The organism is Pseudomonas sp. CCI1.1, assembly GCF_034348165.1.
GTDB lineage: Bacteria > Pseudomonadota > Gammaproteobacteria > Pseudomonadales > Pseudomonadaceae > Aquipseudomonas > Aquipseudomonas paracarnis.
In genome coordinates this window covers 4,180,996-4,198,376 of record NZ_CP133780.1, presented here as the reverse complement: position 1 = coordinate 4,198,376, position 17,381 = coordinate 4,180,996, and the positions used below count along the sequence as shown (strand labels likewise).

Here is a 17,381-nt window from a genome sequence, read left to right as displayed (position 1 = left end):
TTCTGTTCTCTGAAGAAGTTTATGTAGGCGCAGCGGCGCGCCTGGAATGCCTTCGCGAGCAAGCTCGCTCCTACAAGGATTTAGGCAATCAACCCGGATCACGGAAGCCTGGATGGAAATCTTTCGGCACCGCCACACTGACCTTGCTGTTGGTGGCGATATCGATCCCCTCGCTGGCCACCTCGGCCAGAAAGTCGATCTGCTCGGGGGTAATTACATAAGGCGGCAGGAAATACACCACGCTGCCCAACGGCCGCAGCAGCGCACCGCGCTCCAGCGCGTGCTCGAAGACCTTCAGGCCACGGCGCTCCTGCCACGGGTAGGCGGCCTTGGTGGCTTTGTCCTGCACCATCTCGATGGCCAGCACCATGCCGGTCTGGCGCACTTCCGACACGTGAGGATGGTCCACCAGGTGCGCGGTGGCGGTGGCCATACGCTGGGCCAGGGCCTTGTTGTTCTCGATGACGTTGTCTTCTTCAAAGATATCCAGCGTTGCCAACGCCGCCGCACAGGCCAGCGGGTTGCCGGTGTAGCTGTGGGAGTGCAGGAAGGCGCGCAGTGTGGGGTAGTCATCGTAGAACGCGCTGTAGACGTCTTCCGTGGTAACCACCGCGGCCAGCGGCAGGTAACCGCCGGTAAGGGCCTTGGACAAGCACAGGAAGTCCGGGCGGATGCCGGCTTGTTCACAGGCAAACATACTGCCGGTGCGGCCGAAGCCCACGGCGATTTCGTCGTGGATCAGGTGCACGCCGTAGCGGTCGCAGGCTTCGCGCAGCAGCTTGAGGTACACCGGGTGGTACATGCGCATGCCACCGGCGCCCTGGATCAGCGGTTCGACAATGACGGCGGCAACGGTGTCGTGATGGTCGGCCAGGGTCTGTTCCATCGCCAGGAACATGGTGCGCGAGTGTTCTTCCCAGCTCATGCCTTCGGGGCGCAGGTAGCAGTCCGGGCTCGGCACCTTGATAGTGTCGAGCAGCAGCGCCTTGTAGGTCTCGGTAAACAACGGCACGTCGCCCACCGACATCGCGGCGATGGTTTCGCCGTGGTAGCTGTTGGTGAGGGTGACGAAGCGCTTTTTGTTCGGCTGGCCGCGGTTGAGCCAGTAGTGGAAGCTCATCTTCAGCGCCACTTCGATGCAGGACGAACCGTTATCGGCGTAGAAGCAGCGGGTCAGCCCTTCGGGCGTCATCGCGACCAGGCGTTCGGACAGCTCGATCACCGGTTGATGGCTGAAACCGGCGAGGATCACGTGCTCCAGCTGATCGACCTGATCCTTGATACGCTGGTTGATCCGTGGGTTGGCGTGGCCGAATACGTTGACCCACCAGGAACTGACGGCATCGAGGTAGCGCTTGCCTTCGAAGTCTTCCAGCCATACGCCTTCACCGCGCTTGATGGGCACCAGCGGCAGTTGCTGGTGGTCTTTCATCTGGGTGCAGGGATGCCACAGCACCGCGAGGTCGCGTTGCATCCACTGGTTGTTCAAGCCCATCGGTGATCTCCTCGAAGCGGTCCTGCGGCGGGCACAGGCGAAACAATCGCGCAAGCCTATGCAATGGTGGCTCGGGTCACAAGCCATTGTGGGGAAATTCGCAGTAAATGCAGGACGGTCTGTCACGTTTCCCAGGGATAGTCTTAATCCCTTGTTAATTTATGATGCCTAGCCTCTTTATCGTATTTCTCGATATTTCAAAGCAAAATTTTCCGCTTTAATTCGATAGGTAAAGCGCTAGTCTTGGGCACAGTTCTTACGGGATTAAGTACATGCAGCTACGTAATTCGCCGGCCCGCTATGGTTGGGTCAGCATGGTTCTGCACTGGGGCGTAGCCCTGGTGGTGTTCGGTTTATTTGCCCTGGGCTTGTGGATGGTCGGTCTCGATTACTACAGCGCCTGGCGCAAAGATGCGCCCGACTTGCACAAGAGCATTGGCATCACGCTGTTCGCCATTATGCTGGTGCGGATCGTCTGGCGCCTGGTCAGCCCGCCGCCCCCACCGCTGGCCACCTATAGCCGCATGACGCGGATCGGCGCCGCGTTTGGGCACGCGTTCCTTTATGTCGGGCTGTTTGCCGTGATGATTGCCGGTTACCTGATTTCCACCGCAGACGGTGTCGGTATCCCGGTGTTTGGCCTGTTTGAAATTCCTGCCGTGGTTTCCGGTCTACCGGACCAGGCAGATACCGCGGGTTGGGTGCACCTGTACCTGGCCTGGGTGTTGGTGGTCTTCGCCGGCTTGCACGGCGTGGCGGCACTGAAACACCATTTTATCGATCGTGATGCGACCCTTGCGCGAATGCTGGGACGCAAAGCCTGATGTTCAACCTCGACTCACAAGGAATAGAAAGCATGTTGAAAAAAACACTCGCTGCGCTGGCAATCGGTTCTGCCCTGCTGTCCGCAGGTTCGGCGATGGCCGCTGACTACGTAATCGACAAGGAAGGCCAGCACGCCTTCGTCGACTTCAAAATCAGCCACCTGGGCTACAGCTACATCACCGGTACCTTCAAGGACCTGGATGGCAAGTTCAGCTTTGACGCCGCCAAGCCCGAAGATGCCAAGATTGAAGTCAACGTGCGTACTGCCAGCGTGTTCTCCAACCACGCCGAGCGCGACAAGCACGTCAACAGCAAGGACTTCCTGGAGTCGGGTAAATTCCCTGATGCCAAGTTCGTTTCCACCAGCGTCAAGCCAACTGGCAAAAATGCTGATGGCAAGCTGACTGCTGATGTGACCGGGGACCTGACCTTCCACGGCGTGACCAAGCCGATCCTGGTCAAAGCCACGTTCCTGGGCGAAGGCAAGGATCCATGGGGCGGCTACCGTGCCGGTTTCGAAGGCACCACCAACATCAGCCGCAAGGAATTCAACAAGGACGGCATGGACGTAGGTCCACAGTCTGACAACGTGCAGTTGTACATCACGTTTGAAGGTGTGAAAGCGAAGTAATGCTTCGTATGTAGGAGCGAGCTTGCTCGCGAAGGCCGCAAGGACACCGCGTTAAACCAGGATGCCCGCGTTATCGTTGACGACCTTCGCGAGCTAGCTCCTACAGGCAAAAAAACCCGTATCTCACGATACGGGTTTTTTTTATGCTTCGCGGTTGCGAGTCAGCAGCGCTGGTTTCTCACCACGAGGGCGGCCTGGCAGTTGATCCAACTGCTCAGGTGTCGGGAAGCGATCCGCTTTCGACTCCTTGTGGATGATCTTCGGCGCCGGGCCACCCCGTGGGTTTTGTACTGCAGGCTCGGACGAGCGAGGCTGATCGTCACGGGCAGGGCGGCGGTTGTTGCTGCGTGAATCTTCGCGACGTGCCTGGCCGTCACGCGGTGCGCCATTACGCGGGCCGCTGCGCTTGGCAGGCGGGGTGCCAGTGGTGCCGCCGCTGCTGTTGCGCGGGGCGTTCTGGCGACCGCCCTGTGGCTGGCCGCTACGTGGAGCGCCTGCGCCCTGGGCCGGAGCCCCTGGACGACGGCCACGGCCCTGGGCCGGTTTGGCCTGGGGCACGTAGTCGACGCGGTTACCGAAGTTATCGATATCGTCGTCAAGGAACTCGTCCGGGGCGCGGTCGGCCGCGGCGCGTGGTGGCTGGCTCGGCTGGCGCTGTTCGCGGGCCGGGGTGCCTTCACGGGGCTTCTGCTCACGAGCCGGGCGTTCGCCACGGCTGCTGCTCGCGGTTTTTTCCTTGCCCTTGTCCTTGCCTTTGTCGCGACGACCACCGCCACCACCGCCGCCGTTCGGGCCATCGCCCTTCGGACCACGTGGGTTGCGCGGGTTGCGCACGTCTGGACGCTCGCGCGCTTCTGGCTTCTCGGCCTCCACGGCGCTGGCATCAAAGCCCATCAGGTCGCCATCGGCGATTTTCTGCTTGGTCATGCGTTCGATGCTTTTCAGCAGCTTTTCTTCATCCGGCGCGACCAACGAAATGGCCTCGCCCGAACGACCGGCACGGCCGGTACGGCCGATACGGTGCACATAGTCTTCATCGACGTTTGGCAGCTCGAAGTTGACCACGTGTGGCAATTGGTCGATATCCAGGCCGCGTGCGGCGATATCGGTGGCCACCAGGATACGCACGCTGCCGGCCTTGAAGTCGGCCAGGGCTTTGGTGCGTGCGTTCTGGCTCTTGTTGCCGTGGATGGCGACGGCGGTGAGGCCGTGCTTGTCCAGGTACTCTGCCAGGCGGTTGGCGCCGTGCTTGGTACGGGTGAACACCAGCACCTGTTCCCACGCGCCGTGGGTGATCAGGTGCGCCAGCAGCGAGCGCTTGTGGCTGGCGGCCAGGCGGAACACGCGTTGCTCGATACGCTCGACCGTGGTGTTCGGCGGCGTGACTTCGATGCGTTCCGGGTTATGCAGCAGCTTGCCGGCCAGGGCGGTGATGTCCTGGGAGAACGTTGCCGAGAACAGCAGGTTCTGCCGTTTGGCCGGTAGGCGGGCGAGGACTTTTTTCACGTCATGGACAAAGCCCATGTCGAGCATGCGGTCGGCTTCGTCCAGCACGAGGATTTCCACGTGGGACAAATCGACGCTGCCTTGGCCGCACAGGTCGAGCAAGCGACCCGGGCAGGCTACGAGCACGTCGACACCACGGGACATGGCCTGAACCTGTGGGTTCATGCCGACGCCGCCGAAGATGCAGGCGCTGACGAACTTCAAGTCGCGGGCATACAGCTTGAAGCTGTCGTGCACTTGGGCTGCGAGTTCGCGGGTTGGGGTCAGGACCAGTACGCGCGGTTGGCGCGGGCCGTGACGTTGGGATTTGTCCGGGTGACCATTGGGAAACAACCGCTCCAGGATCGGGAGGGCGAAACCGCCGGTTTTACCAGTACCTGTCTGAGCCGCAACCATCAGGTCGCGACCTTGCAACACGGCGGGAATGGCCCGCTGTTGCACCGGAGTAGGCTCGGTATAGCCCGCTGCCTCGATGGCGCGGACTAAAGCCTCGGAGAGACCGAGGGAAGCAAAGGACATGAGTAATCCTGTTTTAGTTAGGGCTTGGCCCAAAGGGATAATCTTGCCGGGCGTGAATGGCGCTTAGGGGAGCGCAACCCCGTCCGGTCCTGCTGTGTCTGGCGGGCACTCCATCGGCTCGCGCGGGCTGCAAAGCTGCGCAGTAGCTGGGTTGGGTGCCGTTTTCAAGACCCGAGCGGCCGGGCGTAAGCCTGGCGGAAAGGCCGCAGTATAACAGAGCAATCACCGCGCGCTGCTTTCCTGCTGCTCAACGGCGTGTTCGGGGGCTGGTATGGGGGCTGTTTGCTCGTGCATCCGCCCATATTTGGCGCTCAATGTGGCATAGGCGGGCTCTTGCTTGAAGCGCTTGAGCTCGGCGGCAAAGCGTTGCACCAGCAGGTCCATGCCTGCGCCACGGCGTACCGCAAGAAATTGCTGCTGGCGGCTGACCACCACCGATGCCTGGCTGACTTTACCTTCCAGGCCCAGGGCCTTGAGCACGTGGTGCCCCACGCGCCGGTCAGTCACCACCATATCGACGCGCCCCAGCATGAGTTTGCCAAAGTTGGCTTCATGGCTGGGGGCGGGTTCGCGCTGGAAGGTGTTGGCCTCACTGAACGCGTCGCCATAAAGGTAACCAGGTGAAACGCCAACCGTCAGGCCGCGCAGGTCGTCGAGCGTGGCGGCGGGGTGAGGGCGTTCGTTGGCATAGAACAAAACGAATTCGACTTCCGACAACGGCTCGCTGGGATAGAGCAGCAACGCGTCGCGCTCCTGGCTGTGAAAGATATCCAGCGCGCCGTCGGCGTGGCCCTGGTCGAGCATCGCCAGGCAGCGCTTCCAGGGCAGGAACTGCCATTGCACCTCCACCCCCAGGCGCTGGAACACGATCAGGGTGGTTTCATAATCCAGGCCGGCCATGGTGCCGTTGTCTTCGTAGACATAGGGCGCCCAGGGTTCGGTGACAATGCGCAGTTTCTCGCCATGAGCGGCCAGGCTCAGGCAAGAAAAAAACACAGCGGTCAACAGCTTGAAGAGGACGGGCATAGCCTGAGGTTACGACGCTCCCCGAAGAAAGAGAAGCTCTGGCACGCGCATTGGCGGGCGGTCTTACTTCGCGGGAGCGTTCAGCAGGTGTTCGTGGATCGCGGCGCGGCGCTCGCCCAGAATCAGGCGCACCAGGGGGTTGGCAAACCAGTGTTCCAACTGGTGTGCATCAAGCGGGCGCTTCTGGCGTTCTTCCTGGTTTTGTCGGGCCTTGTCCCACCAGACCGGACCGCAGGCCTGGTCGAACTCGTTTTCGTGTTCGTAGCAGCCGTAAAGGATTTCGCGGATGAATTGTTGCTGGTGCTTGGGCAGCAGCAGGGTGATCAGCTTGTACATCAAGCGTTGCAAACGCGGCGGGCGCGGCAGGTGCGAGGAGACCTGACGCGTATCGGCCAGGGCCTGCGCACTGGTGGGGGCGCTCGCGTGCTTGGCGATCCACGCCTTGACCTTGGCCCGGAACAGCTGTTTGCGGCTCCAGTAATGGTGGATCAGGTCCGGGCACTCGCGCACCTTTACGGTACGGTAGGCGGCGATCGACAGGCAGAACTCTTCCAGGGTGTAGGCGCCTTGGGCATGGGGGAACAGTTCATCCATCAACTCGATGGAGCGGTCGAGGATGTGCGCATCCTGTTGGGTCAGGCCCATGACGCCGGAGTTGAGGGTCATCATGTCATCGTCGGCCACGCCCATGTCCAGCAGGCGCTGACGCAGGGCGGTGTAGAGGATGCTTTCGTGGTTGTCGCCGTACTTGGTGTAAAAGGCGTTGCACAGCAGGGTGCCGGGCTCTACGCGTTCGAACAGGGCCATGGGCGAATGATGGAAGAAGGTGTCAGTGTCGATCAGCAGCGCCACGGGGGATTCTTGCAGGACTTGGCGCAGCACCACGTGCTTGGTGCGAAAGTGATAACCGTGGGGCTCGCTCCAGCGTTTGCGGGTGGCTTCGTCCAGTGGGCGCACGCGCACCGGCAGCAAGCGATAGGGCTCGGGGTTGTCGCTGAATACCTGGATGTCGATGTTCGCATCCGGTGTGTCCTGCAGGAACGCCAGTGCGCTGGCGATGCTGAATACCGCTTCCTGATGGTAGGTGTCGGCGCCGAAGACCAGGTAAACCAGTTGCGGGCGGGACGTCGGGGGCACTGTATTCATGGACTGCGGGGTTCCGTGGGTAACGTAAAACGACAAAGGCCCTCGTCAGAACGAGGGCCTTGGTACAACCGGTCAAGCGTTAACGTGGCAGCTTGAGGTTGTTCCAGATGGCAAGGCTGGGTTCAGCCTGGTTCAGGGTATAGAAATGCAACCCTGGCGCACCACCTTGCAACAATTGCTCACACATCTCGGTGATAACCTGCTCGCCGAACGCCTGGATGCTTTTGACGTCATCGCCATAGGCTTCCAGTTGCTTGCGCACCCAGCGTGGGATCTCGGCGCCGCAGGCGTCGGAGAAGCGCGCCAACTTGCTGTAATTGGTGATCGGCATGATGCCCGGCACGATTGGGATGTTCACGCCCATCGCCCGTACTCGCTCGACAAAGTAGAAGTAGCTGTCGGCGTTGAAGAAATACTGGGTGATTGCGCTGTCGGCACCGGCATTGGCCTTGCGCACGAAATTCTGCAAATCGTCTTCGAAATTGCGCGCCTGGGGGTGCATCTCCGGGTAAGCGGCTACTTCGACATGGAAGTGATCGCCACTTTCTTCGCGGATGAAGCTCACCAGGTCGTTGGCGTAGCGCAGCTCACCGCTGGCCATGCCCATACCCGATGGCAGGTCGCCACGCAGGGCAACGATGCGCTTGATGCCGGCGGCTTTGTATTGGGTCAGCAGGCTACGCAGGTCGGCCTTGCTGTCGCCCACGCAGGACAGATGCGGAGCGGCGGGAACTTTGACTTCACTTTCCAGCTGCAACACGGTGTTGATCGTGCGATCACGGGTCGAACCGCCAGCGCCGTAGGTGCAGGAGAAGAAGTCAGGGTTGAAGCTGGCCAACTGCTTGGCAGTGGCCATCAGTTTTTCATGTCCAGCATCGGTCTTGGTCGGGAAGAACTCGAAGCTGTAGCGACGGTCTTGGGACATGGTAATACCCTTGGAAACTCGAAAGCCTGGAAGGCATACGCAATCGATGCGGGTGCCTGGCTTTCTGTGGGAGCTGGCTTGCCTGCGATAGCATCAGCTCGGTGTTACTGGAACACCGAGGCGTCTGCATCGCGGGCAAGCCCGGCTCCCACAGAAGAGCCGGCGCCAGCAAGGCCGATCAGTAGCGGTAAGCGTGCGGCTTGAACGGACCTTCAACCGTCACGCCGATGTAGTCGGCCTGGGTCTTGGTCAGTTGAGTCACGACGCCGCCGAAGCCGCGGACCATTTCCAGGGCCACTTCTTCGTCGAGTTTCTTGGGCAGTACTTCCACGGTCAGGCGCTCGGCTTTCTGGGCGGGCGACAGGTCGGCGTACTTCTGTTCGAACAGGAAGATCTGCGCCAGCACCTGGTTGGCGAACGAGCCATCCATGATGCGGCTTGGGTGACCAGTGGCGTTGCCCAGGTTCACCAGGCGGCCTTCGGCCAGCAGGATCAGGTAGTCGTCGTTCTGTGGGTCGAAATCACCAGCGCCGGTACGGTGAACCTTGTGTACCTGCGGCTTCACTTCTTCCCATGCCCAGTTCTTACGCATGAAAGCTGTGTCGATTTCATTGTCGAAGTGGCCGATGTTGCAGACAACGGCGCGCTTCTTCAGGGCCTTGAGCATGTTCGCATCGCACACATTCACGTTACCGGTGGTGGTGACGATCAGGTCGATCTTGCCCAGCAGGGCTGCGTCGATGCAGGCGGAGGTGCCGTCGTTCTGGCCGTTGATGAACGGCGAAACCACTTCGAAACCGTCCATGCAGGCTTGCATGGCGCAGATCGGGTCAACTTCGGAGACCTTGACGATCATGCCTTCCTGACGCAGGGACTGGGACGAACCCTTGCCCACGTCACCGTAGCCGATCACCAGGGCTTGCTTGCCCGACAGCAGGTGGTCGGTGCCGCGCTTGATCGCATCGTTCAGGCTGTGACGGCAGCCGTACTTGTTGTCGTTCTTGCTCTTGGTCACCGAGTCGTTGACGTTGATGGCCGGGATTTTCAGCTCGCCCTTGGCCAGCATGTCCAGCAGGCGGTGTACGCCGGTGGTGGTCTCTTCGGTCACGCCGTGGACACGGTCGAGGATCTGCGGGTATTTCTTGTGCAGCAACTCGGTGAGGTCGCCGCCGTCGTCCAGGATCATGTTGGCATCCCAAGGCGCGCCATCTTTGAGGATGGTTTGCTCCAGGCACCACTCGTACTCTTCTTCAGTCTCGCCTTTCCAGGCGAATACCGGGATACCGGCAGCAGCGATAGCGGCAGCGGCCTGGTCCTGAGTCGAGAAGATGTTGCACGACGACCAACGCACTTCGGCACCCAGGGCAACCAGGGTTTCGATCAGCACGGCAGTCTGGATGGTCATGTGGATGCAGCCGAGAATCTTGGCGCCCTTGAGCGGCTGCTCAGCGGCGTACTTGCGACGCAGGCCCATCAGGGCCGGCATTTCGGATTCGGCGATAAAGGTTTCGCGACGGCCCCAGGCAGCGAGGGACATATCGGCGACTTTGTAGTCATTGAAATCAGCAGGCGTCATTACAGCGCTCATAGAGAGCCTCCATTCGTAGTGTGCGAATGGGCGCCGTTGTGCGTTTAGTATCAGGCCAAGGCAACCAGGCCGGACAACGCCCCATCCGAGCCTGACAGGTTTAACCTGCTGCAGCGCCCCTCGGACAGGTGGCGGGAGAACGGTATCAATCGAAGATGACCGTTTTGAAACGGAGGCGATTATAGCCGTGTATGTGGCACTTCCCAAGCCTTTCTGTCGGTGGCAATGAAGATCGCGCATGGGGTTGATAGGCAATGGCTCATAGAGCTTGGGCCTGGGCTCTGCCATGATGTTGCCCATCATTTCGCAAGACGCTTTGGAGTGACCATGAACTTCCACACCCGCAAATGGGTAAAACCCGAAGACCTCAACCCCAACGGCACTCTGTTCGGCGGTAGCTTGCTGCGCTGGATCGACGAAGAAGCGGCCATCTACGCGATTGTCCAGCTCGGCAACCAGCGCGTGGTCACCAAGTACATCTCGGAAATCAACTTTGTCAGCGCTTCACGCCAGGGCGACATCATCGAACTGGGCATCACTGCCACCGAGTTCGGCCGCACCTCCATCACCCTGACCTGTGAAGTGCGCAACAAGATCACGCGCAAAAGCATCCTGACCGTGGAAAAAATGGTCTTCGTCAACCTGGGCGAAGACGGTTTGCCGGCGCCCCACGGCCGTACCGAAATCAAGTACGTGAAGGACCAGTTCAAGGACGACAGTCTTCCCGAGTAACAACCCCGCGGCCTGATTTGCTTTACCAAATCATTCCGCGTGGATCTATCTGAGGCTCTCTCATCACTCAGGCCTACATCCTGTAGAGAGAGCCTTGTGTATGAAAGTCTCCAGTTCTGTTGTAGAGAATCACCCCCCATCGCCGCAAATCAGCGACCAGGGCGCCAAGGTGCCCTTGGTCAAAGGTGTGGGCGAGCGCAACCTGAGTATTTATCGTCACAGCGATGGGCGTGTGGAGGTGGTGGTGTCACCGCCGCCGCCCGCTCACCTGGTGCTCAGTGGTGGTGGCGCCAAGGGCATCGCCTTTCCAGGCATGGTGCAAGCGCTTGAAGAGGCCGACAAACTCAAAGGCGTAAAAGTGGTTTCCGGCTCATCTGCCGGTGCGATTTGCGCAGCACTGCTCGCCAGCGGCATGGATGCCAAGGCCTTTACGCAACTGTCGAATCACCTAGACCTGCCCCGCTTGCTCAACAGCAAAGACCCGGTCACGGCTTGGTTGCAGGAAGCCAGTTCCGAGCTCGGCAAGCTCGTCAGAAGTCTGCCCGGGCCGGTTGGAAATATCTCTCAACTGCTGCTGACGTTGCTGCCGCGCCTACAAACCGAGGGGCAGCCGCTGGAGGACTTGATCCGCAACGAATCGCGTCAATCGATTCTCGCCCATATCGCCGGTATGCCCCCAGCCAACCGCCCCCCGGAAGTTACAGCAATTGCCGAACGGCTCAGCGCTGGTGGTGGGGCGACTTTTCGCGACTTGGAAGTGTTGAGCCGGCATATTCCGGCGATCAAGCAACTGAACATCACCGGCACGGGCATGTTCGATGGCCGCCCGCAGTTGGTGGTGTTCAATGCCAACCTGACACCGGATATGGATATCGGCCGCGCCGCGCTTATTTCGGGCGCCCTGCCTGGGCTGTTCAAGAGCCCCACCGAGCAGGGTCACGGGTTCCAGGCGGCGTCGCAGGTCACGGCGTTTCAGGACGGCGGGTTGCTGCTCAATACCCCTGCGCCAGGTGTCATCGAGCGCTCGTTCCCGGAAAGCCCCCTGGGCAAGGACGAAGCGCTGATCGTCAAGTTCGAGTCTGACAAGGCATCAGCGCCGCCCAGGAGCGGTGGCTTTTTCAGCTTTCTGGCCGACACGTTCACCGGCACGCCACACACCGCCGCTGAAAGCTACCAGAATGACCGGCTCCAGGCGTTCTCGGAACAAACGGTCACGTTGCCGCTGAACTCGGACAAAGGCGACTTTCGCGGCCTGCTCGGTGGTACCGTCAACTTCACCATGACCCCCGAGCAGAAACAGCATTTGCAGGCCCAGGCTCGCCAGGCGGTGTCAGGGCATCTGCAACAGCGTGAGCTGGAGCGTGAGCGCCATGAGTTCCCCTCGCTGAACGATGCCGTGATGGCGATGGATGATCAAATGCTCGCCAGCGTGCAAGTTGACCTGCAAAACGATGCGGCCGGCGCCGAGGCGTTGCGCTTTCGCAAAGACACACAGCAGGCGTTACAGGCGTTGGACACTGCGATTGCCGAGGCGAATCAAACCAGCACGTCGCTGGTGATCACGCCGAAATTAGCCTCGGCGCTGCGCAATCTGGATGCGCTCGCCCGTAGACCCGAGGATATCGAGTGGCTGGGCAAGCGCCTGAATGCGCCAGGCCAGCGTAATTTCCAGCAACTGCTGCAGGTGGGCACCAAGCAGGCGTCGAACAATGGCTCAGGCCTGTCCAAAGTGTTGACCAGCGCCGTCGCGGAAATGCAAAAACGCGATATCGGCGTGAAGGCAGAGAATTTTATCCGCGAAGTCATTTACCCCTCGCTATACCGTCCTGGCCAACCGGCTGCCAACGTTGAGTTATTGCAACGTGCGGTGCGGGATTTGGGCGAGGCGACGACGCCAGCGGAGTTCAACCGTGTGCTTGATGGCATCGTCAAACATTACCGGGCGCGCAATAAACCCTGGAGTAAACCCTTCAGCTCTACCACCGTGGAGCAGGCCAAGGCCTGGCGTATTCCGGTTTAGTTGCGGTGCCACTGAACAGCCATCGTCGCGGCGTGTCGTAGCTACAGGCACCCCTTGGACTCAGGTACATCATGGCCACTCAAGCAGACGGCAAGACCCCCAACCTGTCGCAGGAAGAGCAGCAAAACGTTGACGAGAACCAGCCGCCTCGCGCGGCTGTATTACACGAAATTATCCGCACCCAGGGCGATCAGGAGCTAGAGCGCAGTGTGGCAGCGTTGTGGTGGTCGGCGCTGGCCGCTGGCCTGACCATGGGCTTGTCGCTAATGGGCATGGGCCTGCTCAATTCACGCCTGCCGGACGGTGATGAATTCAAGGTCATTGCCAGCTTTGGCTATTGCGCAGGCTTTCTCGCGGTGATTCTTGCTCGTCAGCAGTTGTTTACCGAAAACACCCTGACCGCCGTGCTGCCGGTGATGAGCAAACCGACTCTGGCCAACGCCGGGCGCTTGTTACGGCTGTGGACGGTGGTGCTGGTGGGCAACCTGTGCGGCACCTTGCTGGTGGCCTACGTGATGCTGCACCTACCGATCTTCGATACCAAGACCGACCTGGCCTTCCTCGAGATCGGGCGCAAGGTCATGGAGAACGACCCCGCGCAGATGTTCGCCAAGGGCATCGTCTCCGGTTGGATGATCGCCACCATGGTCTGGATGATTCCGTCGATGGAGAGTGCCAAGCTGTGGATTATCATCCTGATCACCTACTTCATGGCACTGGGCGACTTCACCCATATCGTCGTCGGTTCAGCGGAAGTGTCCTACCTGGTGTTTGCCGGCGAGTTGCCGTGGAAGGATTTCTGGCTGGTCTTCGCCGGGCCGACCCTAGCCGGCAACATCATCGGGGGTAGCTTCATCTTTGCGTTGATCAGCCATGCGCAGGTTCGCAGCGAGGCGTCCATGCCTGCTGTTGCTCAATCTCACACACAGGCGAAGCCCCGTCAGGATAAGGGCAAAGTCTGACAGTACCCTGGCTGACGCGTCAGGCCTTGAAGGGCACGCTGGGAGGTTCGCAGGCCAGCGTGCTGTCGGGTGCCTTGAGCTGACCTTCCCAGCGAGCAATTACCAGCGGGGCCAATGCGTTGCCCAGTACATTCAGGGCTGTGACGGGCATATCCATCAGACGATAGATGCCCGCGATGATTGCCACACCCTCCACGGGAAGCCCGGCCGCGGTCAACGTCGCGGTCAGGATGATAAACATGAAGCCTGGCACGCCCGCCGCGCCCTTTGATGTCAGCACCATGATCAAGACCAGCATGCCTTGATCCGCCAGGCTCAAGTCGATGCCATACGCTTGGGCGATGAACAGCGTGCCGAGTGCGGCAAACAGCGATGCACCATCCAGATTGAACGAGTACCCCAGTGGGATCACCATGCTGGTAATGGGCCGTGGCGCGCCATAGCGCTCCATCTTCTCGATCAGTTGAGGCATGACCGTCGCCGAGGCGGCACTGCTGAAGGCCAGCAGCAGTTCACTGCGTATTTCCCGCACCAGGTGAAAAAAGCCGACGCCGGCCAAGCGTGCCACTGCACCCAATACACACAGGGCAAATAAGAGCACCGCGACATAGGTCGTGCCGATCAGTTTGGCCAGCGGCAACAACGCACTGAGGCCAAAGCTGGCGACGGTGACCGCGATCAGGCCGAAAATACCTATCGGCGAGTAATGCATGACCAAGTGGGTGACTTTGAACATGGTGTCGGAGACGCCTTGCATCACATTGATCAAGGGCGCTTTGCGCTCCTCGGGCAACAACGACAAGGCACAACCGAACAGGATCGCGAAGAACAGCACCGACAGCAGTTTGCCCTGTGACATGGCCAGGATGATGTTATCCGGCACGATCGCCAGCAGTACCTGGCCCAGGTTCTGTGGGGTACCACTGGAGGCCAGTCCCGTCGCCGGTGCCTGCAGCGTGCTGCCGAATTCGGCGCCCGAGCCGGGCTGCACCACATTGCCAACCAACAGCCCGAAGACGATGGCAATGCTGGTGATGGTGAAGAAGTACACGAAGGTCTTCAGGCCGACGCGACCCAGGGCAGACGGGTTGCCCATGCCGGCGATGCCGACGGTCATGCAGGCAAATACCAGGGGAACGACGATCATCTTCATCAGCTTGATAAACAGGTCGCCAGCCGGTTGCAGCAGATTGTCGATGAACCAGGTTTTTTGCTCGGGGAATTGATTGAGCAGGAGGCCGACGATTATCCCGGCAGCCAGGCCGATCATGATGCGAGTGATAAGACTGGTGGGTTTTCTAGTGGTCATGGGGGTGTCCCTTATTGTTGTGATTGTCAGGGATTTACGGGGCGAACAACCCTTCGAAGTGCTTGAACCCTTTCACTTCGATGGGGTTACCGCTGGGGTCGAGAAAAAACATCGTGCGCTGCTCGCCAGGTTCGCCGGCAAAGCGGGTCACGGGTGGAATCTCGAAGCGCGTGCCCAGGCGGGTGAGGCGCTCGGCAAGCGTCAGCCACTCATCAAGTGGCAGCACCACCCCCAGGTGCGGCATCAGTACCTGGTGCTCACCGACCAGGCCGGTGCGTGTGGTTGGGAAGGGCGTACCGAGGTGCAGTGAAAGTTGATTGCCGAAAAAGTCGAAGTCGATCCAGGTCTCGCTGCACCGGCCCTCGGTGCAACCCAAAACATCTCGATAAAAAATGCGCGCCTCGTCTAAGTCATAAACATGGTATGCAGCGTGAAAGGGTCTGTTCATGGCTGGTTCTCCAGATGGGGAACTGTCAGGTTAAACAGGCGATGCCGCCAGGGTAAAACGGGTTTGCCTTGGTCTGAGCGAAAGGAAAACTTATGGATGTTCGATTCCTGAGGAGCCTGGTCGCTGTCATTGAAACCGGGTCGATAGCCGCCGCTGCGCGCCGTGAAAATCGTAGTGCTGCGGCGATCAGCCTGCGGGTCAAGGCGCTTGAGCGCACGCTGGGTTGTACGCTGCTCACGCGCACGGCACATGCCGCTTGGCCTTCGGATCAATGCTTGCTGCTCTTGCCCAGAATCCAGGCAGTTATTGAACAGGCGCGCCAGCTGCAGGAGCATCTGAGCCAGGACGAGTTATCGGGGGAAATTAAAATCGGGGCCATTTCCACGGCGCTGACCGGCGTCTTGCCGGGGGTGATCGAGCGTCTGACAATGTCAGCACCCAAGCTGAGGCTGAAGATCACACCCGGCGACTCCAGAAGCCTTTATGAGAAGTTACTCAACCAGGAGTTGGATGCGGCGATACTGGTACGGCCGCCGTTTCAACCGCCCAAAGCCTTGTCGATGGCCTTGCTGCGTGCCGAACCCTTGATTCTGGTTGCGCCCGCCCAGTGGGGTGCGCAGGCGCTGGCTGCCTTGTTACGTGAACGCCCATTCATCCGCTATGACGCACGCTCCTGGGGCGGTCAGATTGCCCAGCGCTTTCTGGATGAACAGTCCTTCGACCCAGAGGTGCTATGTGAGCTGGATGCGCTGGAAACTATCCTGATGCTGGTCGCCCAAGGGATGGGGGTTTCGCTGGTGCCGCAGTGGGCGGGCATGCCCTCCAACGGCATCAGTGTGTTACCGGCCGGCAACCCGCAGTGCTATGCGCGCGAGCTGGTAGTCATGTACGGCTCGACACCGCGCCGTCCACTGGCGATGCGGCACCTACTTGAAGTGTTGCGCGGCGCGGTTACTGCGGCCCAGTAACGCGGCTGACAACGCGACCGATCGTCAACCCCTGCAACAGGATCGAAGACAGCACCACGATATAGGTGATGCTCAGCAACAAGTCACGTTCAGGGCCCAGGGGCAGGGCCAGGGCCAATGCCACCGAGACGCCGCCGCGCAGGCCGCCCCAGGTGAGGATGCGGATAGTGCCGCGTGGTACCGAGCGCCAACGGCGCAGCAACAGGATCGCCGGGGCCACGGTCAGCAGGCGCGAGAGCAGGATCGCCACCGCCAGCAGGCTGGCCGCGAACACGTGCAGCCAGTTGAATGGCAATAGCAGCAGCTCCATGCCGATCAGTGCAAACAGCAGCGCGTTGAGCATGTCATCGAGCAATTCCCAGAAACCGTCCAGGTAGCGACGCGTCATGTCGTTCATCGCCAGCTTGCGTCCCAGGTTACCGATGATCAGCCCCGCGACCACCATGGCAATCGGTGCGGACACATGCAGCTCCGAAGCCATGGCCGAGCCGCCGATCACCAGGGCGAGGGTCAGCATGACTTCGATCTGGTGCTGTTCGATGCTCTTGATCATCAGGTACACGAGGTAGCCGATCAGCCCGCCAAACAGCACGCCGCCAATGGCTTCGTGGGCAAACAGCATGGCCGTGGCGCCCACGGTGGGTGTTTCACCCAACTGCGCGATGCCCAGCAGCACGGTAAACACCACCACGGCGGTGCCGTCATTGAACAGCGACTCGCCGACGATGGTGGTTTTCAGCGGTTTGGAGGCATTGGCGGTCCGCAGCACGCCGAGCACCGCAATGGGGTCGGTGGGGGAAATCAGCGCGCCGAACAGCAAGCAGTAAAGGAAGCTCACGTGCCAGCCAAACAGGGCGAAGATGTAGTACGCCAGACTGCCGATCACCACGGTGGCGATCAACACGCCAAAGGTTGCCAGCAGGCCGATGGGCCAGCGGTAGCTGCGCAAGTCGTTCAAGTTGACGTGCAAGGCGCCGGCGAACAGCAGGAACGACAGCATCCAGTTCATCAGCAAATCGCCGAAGTCGATCTGGCCGATCAGCTGTTGGACGCGTTCCTCTAAGCCTGGGTAGCCGAGCACGCTCAGGCCTTGCAGGATCAGCGAGAACAGCAGTGCGGTGACCATCACGCCGATGGTGGGCGGCAGGCCGATAAAACGGAAGTTCACATAAGTGAGCAGGGTGGTGAGGCAGATGAAAGCGGCGACAAGTTCAAGCATCCGGGGTCCTTGGAGCAGGGAAATATAGGCGCACGGGGTGCGTCGAATCGGGGTTTAGTATA

15 protein-coding genes and 1 riboswitch are annotated in these 17,381 nt (G+C 60.3%); of the genes, 6 read left to right on the top strand and 9 right to left on the bottom strand.

What is annotated here, in order from left to right:
* Positions 1–88 precede the first annotated feature (88 nt).
* Complete coding sequence (locus tag RHM69_RS19020) at positions 89–1,495, bottom strand: adenosylmethionine--8-amino-7-oxononanoate transaminase (protein WP_019817735.1); 1,407 nt, start codon at positions 1,493–1,495, stop codon at positions 89–91.
* A gap of 272 nt (positions 1,496–1,767) precedes the next feature.
* On the opposite strand from RHM69_RS19020, the gene RHM69_RS19015 reads away from it, so the two are divergent.
* A complete protein-coding gene (locus RHM69_RS19015) occupies positions 1,768–2,319 on the top strand; it encodes a cytochrome b (RefSeq protein ID WP_019817734.1) in 552 nt (183 codons plus the stop codon).
* 32 nt (positions 2,320–2,351) lie between these two features.
* Positions 2,352–2,951, top strand: coding sequence for a YceI family protein (locus RHM69_RS19010; RefSeq protein ID WP_014720298.1), 600 nt, complete (start codon positions 2,352–2,354; stop codon positions 2,949–2,951).
* 141 nt (positions 2,952–3,092) lie between these two features.
* Here the strand turns inward: RHM69_RS19010 and RHM69_RS19005 are convergent, their stop codons facing one another.
* The 5 genes from RHM69_RS19005 to ahcY form a co-directional block, all read right to left on the bottom strand.
* Positions 3,093–4,976, bottom strand: coding sequence for a DEAD/DEAH box helicase (locus RHM69_RS19005; protein ID WP_014720297.1), 1,884 nt, complete (start codon positions 4,974–4,976; stop codon positions 3,093–3,095).
* Between the two features lie 222 nt (positions 4,977–5,198).
* Positions 5,199–6,002 carry a substrate-binding periplasmic protein gene (locus RHM69_RS19000; RefSeq protein WP_200600291.1) on the bottom strand — a complete coding sequence of 268 codons (804 nt, stop codon included), beginning with the start codon at positions 6,000–6,002 and terminating at the stop codon, positions 5,199–5,201.
* Positions 6,003–6,065: 63 nt separating this feature from the next.
* The gene (locus RHM69_RS18995; RefSeq protein ID WP_019817436.1) at positions 6,066–7,148 is read right to left on the bottom strand and encodes a hypothetical protein; all 1,083 of its coding nucleotides are present in this window, start codon (positions 7,146–7,148) and stop codon (positions 6,066–6,068) included.
* Between the two features lie 79 nt (positions 7,149–7,227).
* Positions 7,228–8,073, bottom strand: coding sequence for a methylenetetrahydrofolate reductase [NAD(P)H] (metF, locus tag RHM69_RS18990; RefSeq protein ID WP_014720294.1), 846 nt, complete (start codon positions 8,071–8,073; stop codon positions 7,228–7,230).
* A gap of 178 nt (positions 8,074–8,251) precedes the next feature.
* The gene (ahcY, locus tag RHM69_RS18985) at positions 8,252–9,661 is read right to left on the bottom strand and encodes an adenosylhomocysteinase (protein ID WP_003194990.1); all 1,410 of its coding nucleotides are present in this window, start codon (positions 9,659–9,661) and stop codon (positions 8,252–8,254) included.
* A gap of 21 nt (positions 9,662–9,682) precedes the next feature.
* Positions 9,683–9,789, bottom strand: a riboswitch (S-adenosyl-L-homocysteine riboswitch).
* Between the two features lie 199 nt (positions 9,790–9,988).
* Between ahcY and RHM69_RS18980 the strand changes: the two genes are divergently transcribed.
* From RHM69_RS18980 to RHM69_RS18970, 3 genes are all read left to right on the top strand, one after another.
* Positions 9,989–10,393 (top strand): acyl-CoA thioesterase, encoded by a 405-nt coding sequence (locus tag RHM69_RS18980; protein WP_003194988.1) that lies wholly within the window; start codon positions 9,989–9,991, stop codon positions 10,391–10,393.
* 100 nt (positions 10,394–10,493) lie between these two features.
* Positions 10,494–12,413, top strand: a complete 1,920-nt coding sequence (locus RHM69_RS18975) for a patatin-like phospholipase family protein (protein WP_200600293.1) — start codon at positions 10,494–10,496, stop codon at positions 12,411–12,413.
* 71 nt (positions 12,414–12,484) lie between these two features.
* The gene (locus RHM69_RS18970) at positions 12,485–13,375 is read left to right on the top strand and encodes a formate/nitrite transporter family protein (protein WP_014720292.1); all 891 of its coding nucleotides are present in this window, start codon (positions 12,485–12,487) and stop codon (positions 13,373–13,375) included.
* Between the two features lie 19 nt (positions 13,376–13,394).
* On the opposite strand, the gene RHM69_RS18965 is transcribed toward RHM69_RS18970, so the two are convergent.
* Positions 13,395–14,684, bottom strand: coding sequence for a cation:dicarboxylate symporter family transporter (locus RHM69_RS18965; RefSeq protein ID WP_234452099.1), 1,290 nt, complete (start codon positions 14,682–14,684; stop codon positions 13,395–13,397).
* Positions 14,685–14,718: 34 nt separating this feature from the next.
* Positions 14,719–15,132, bottom strand: coding sequence for a VOC family protein (locus RHM69_RS18960; RefSeq protein WP_014720290.1), 414 nt, complete (start codon positions 15,130–15,132; stop codon positions 14,719–14,721).
* Positions 15,133–15,224: 92 nt separating this feature from the next.
* On the opposite strand from RHM69_RS18960, the gene RHM69_RS18955 reads away from it, so the two are divergent.
* Entirely contained in the window at positions 15,225–16,100 is an 876-nt protein-coding gene (locus RHM69_RS18955) for a LysR substrate-binding domain-containing protein (RefSeq protein ID WP_020301866.1), read from the top strand.
* Here the strand turns inward: RHM69_RS18955 and RHM69_RS18950 are convergent.
* Complete coding sequence (locus tag RHM69_RS18950; protein WP_014720288.1) at positions 16,084–17,319, bottom strand: cation:proton antiporter; 1,236 nt, start codon at positions 17,317–17,319, stop codon at positions 16,084–16,086. The genes RHM69_RS18955 and RHM69_RS18950 overlap by 17 nt on opposite strands.
* Between the last annotated feature and the right edge of the window lie 62 nt (positions 17,320–17,381).

What these genes read in the sequence shown, in the direction of transcription:
- RHM69_RS19020 (WP_019817735.1), bottom strand. Translation starts at nt 1,495, where the DNA reads ATGGGCTTGAACAACCAGTGGATGCAACGCGACCTCGCGGTGCTGTGG.
- RHM69_RS19015 (WP_019817734.1), top strand. Translation starts at nt 1,768, where the DNA reads ATGCAGCTACGTAATTCGCCGGCCCGCTATGGTTGGGTCAGCATGGTT.
- RHM69_RS19010 (WP_014720298.1), top strand. Translation starts at nt 2,352, where the DNA reads ATGTTGAAAAAAACACTCGCTGCGCTGGCAATCGGTTCTGCCCTGCTG.
- RHM69_RS19005 (WP_014720297.1), bottom strand. Translation starts at nt 4,976, where the DNA reads ATGTCCTTTGCTTCCCTCGGTCTCTCCGAGGCTTTAGTCCGCGCCATC.
- RHM69_RS19000 (WP_200600291.1), bottom strand. Translation starts at nt 6,002, where the DNA reads ATGCCCGTCCTCTTCAAGCTGTTGACCGCTGTGTTTTTTTCTTGCCTG.
- RHM69_RS18995 (WP_019817436.1), bottom strand. Translation starts at nt 7,148, where the DNA reads ATGAATACAGTGCCCCCGACGTCCCGCCCGCAACTGGTTTACCTGGTC.
- metF (WP_014720294.1), bottom strand. Translation starts at nt 8,073, where the DNA reads ATGTCCCAAGACCGTCGCTACAGCTTCGAGTTCTTCCCGACCAAGACC.
- ahcY (WP_003194990.1), bottom strand. Translation starts at nt 9,661, where the DNA reads ATGAGCGCTGTAATGACGCCTGCTGATTTCAATGACTACAAAGTCGCC.
- RHM69_RS18980 (WP_003194988.1), top strand. Translation starts at nt 9,989, where the DNA reads ATGAACTTCCACACCCGCAAATGGGTAAAACCCGAAGACCTCAACCCC.
- RHM69_RS18975 (WP_200600293.1), top strand. Translation starts at nt 10,494, where the DNA reads ATGAAAGTCTCCAGTTCTGTTGTAGAGAATCACCCCCCATCGCCGCAA.
- RHM69_RS18970 (WP_014720292.1), top strand. Translation starts at nt 12,485, where the DNA reads ATGGCCACTCAAGCAGACGGCAAGACCCCCAACCTGTCGCAGGAAGAG.
- RHM69_RS18965 (WP_234452099.1), bottom strand. Translation starts at nt 14,684, where the DNA reads ATGACCACTAGAAAACCCACCAGTCTTATCACTCGCATCATGATCGGC.
- RHM69_RS18960 (WP_014720290.1), bottom strand. Translation starts at nt 15,132, where the DNA reads ATGAACAGACCCTTTCACGCTGCATACCATGTTTATGACTTAGACGAG.
- RHM69_RS18955 (WP_020301866.1), top strand. Translation starts at nt 15,225, where the DNA reads ATGGATGTTCGATTCCTGAGGAGCCTGGTCGCTGTCATTGAAACCGGG.
- RHM69_RS18950 (WP_014720288.1), bottom strand. Translation starts at nt 17,319, where the DNA reads ATGCTTGAACTTGTCGCCGCTTTCATCTGCCTCACCACCCTGCTCACT.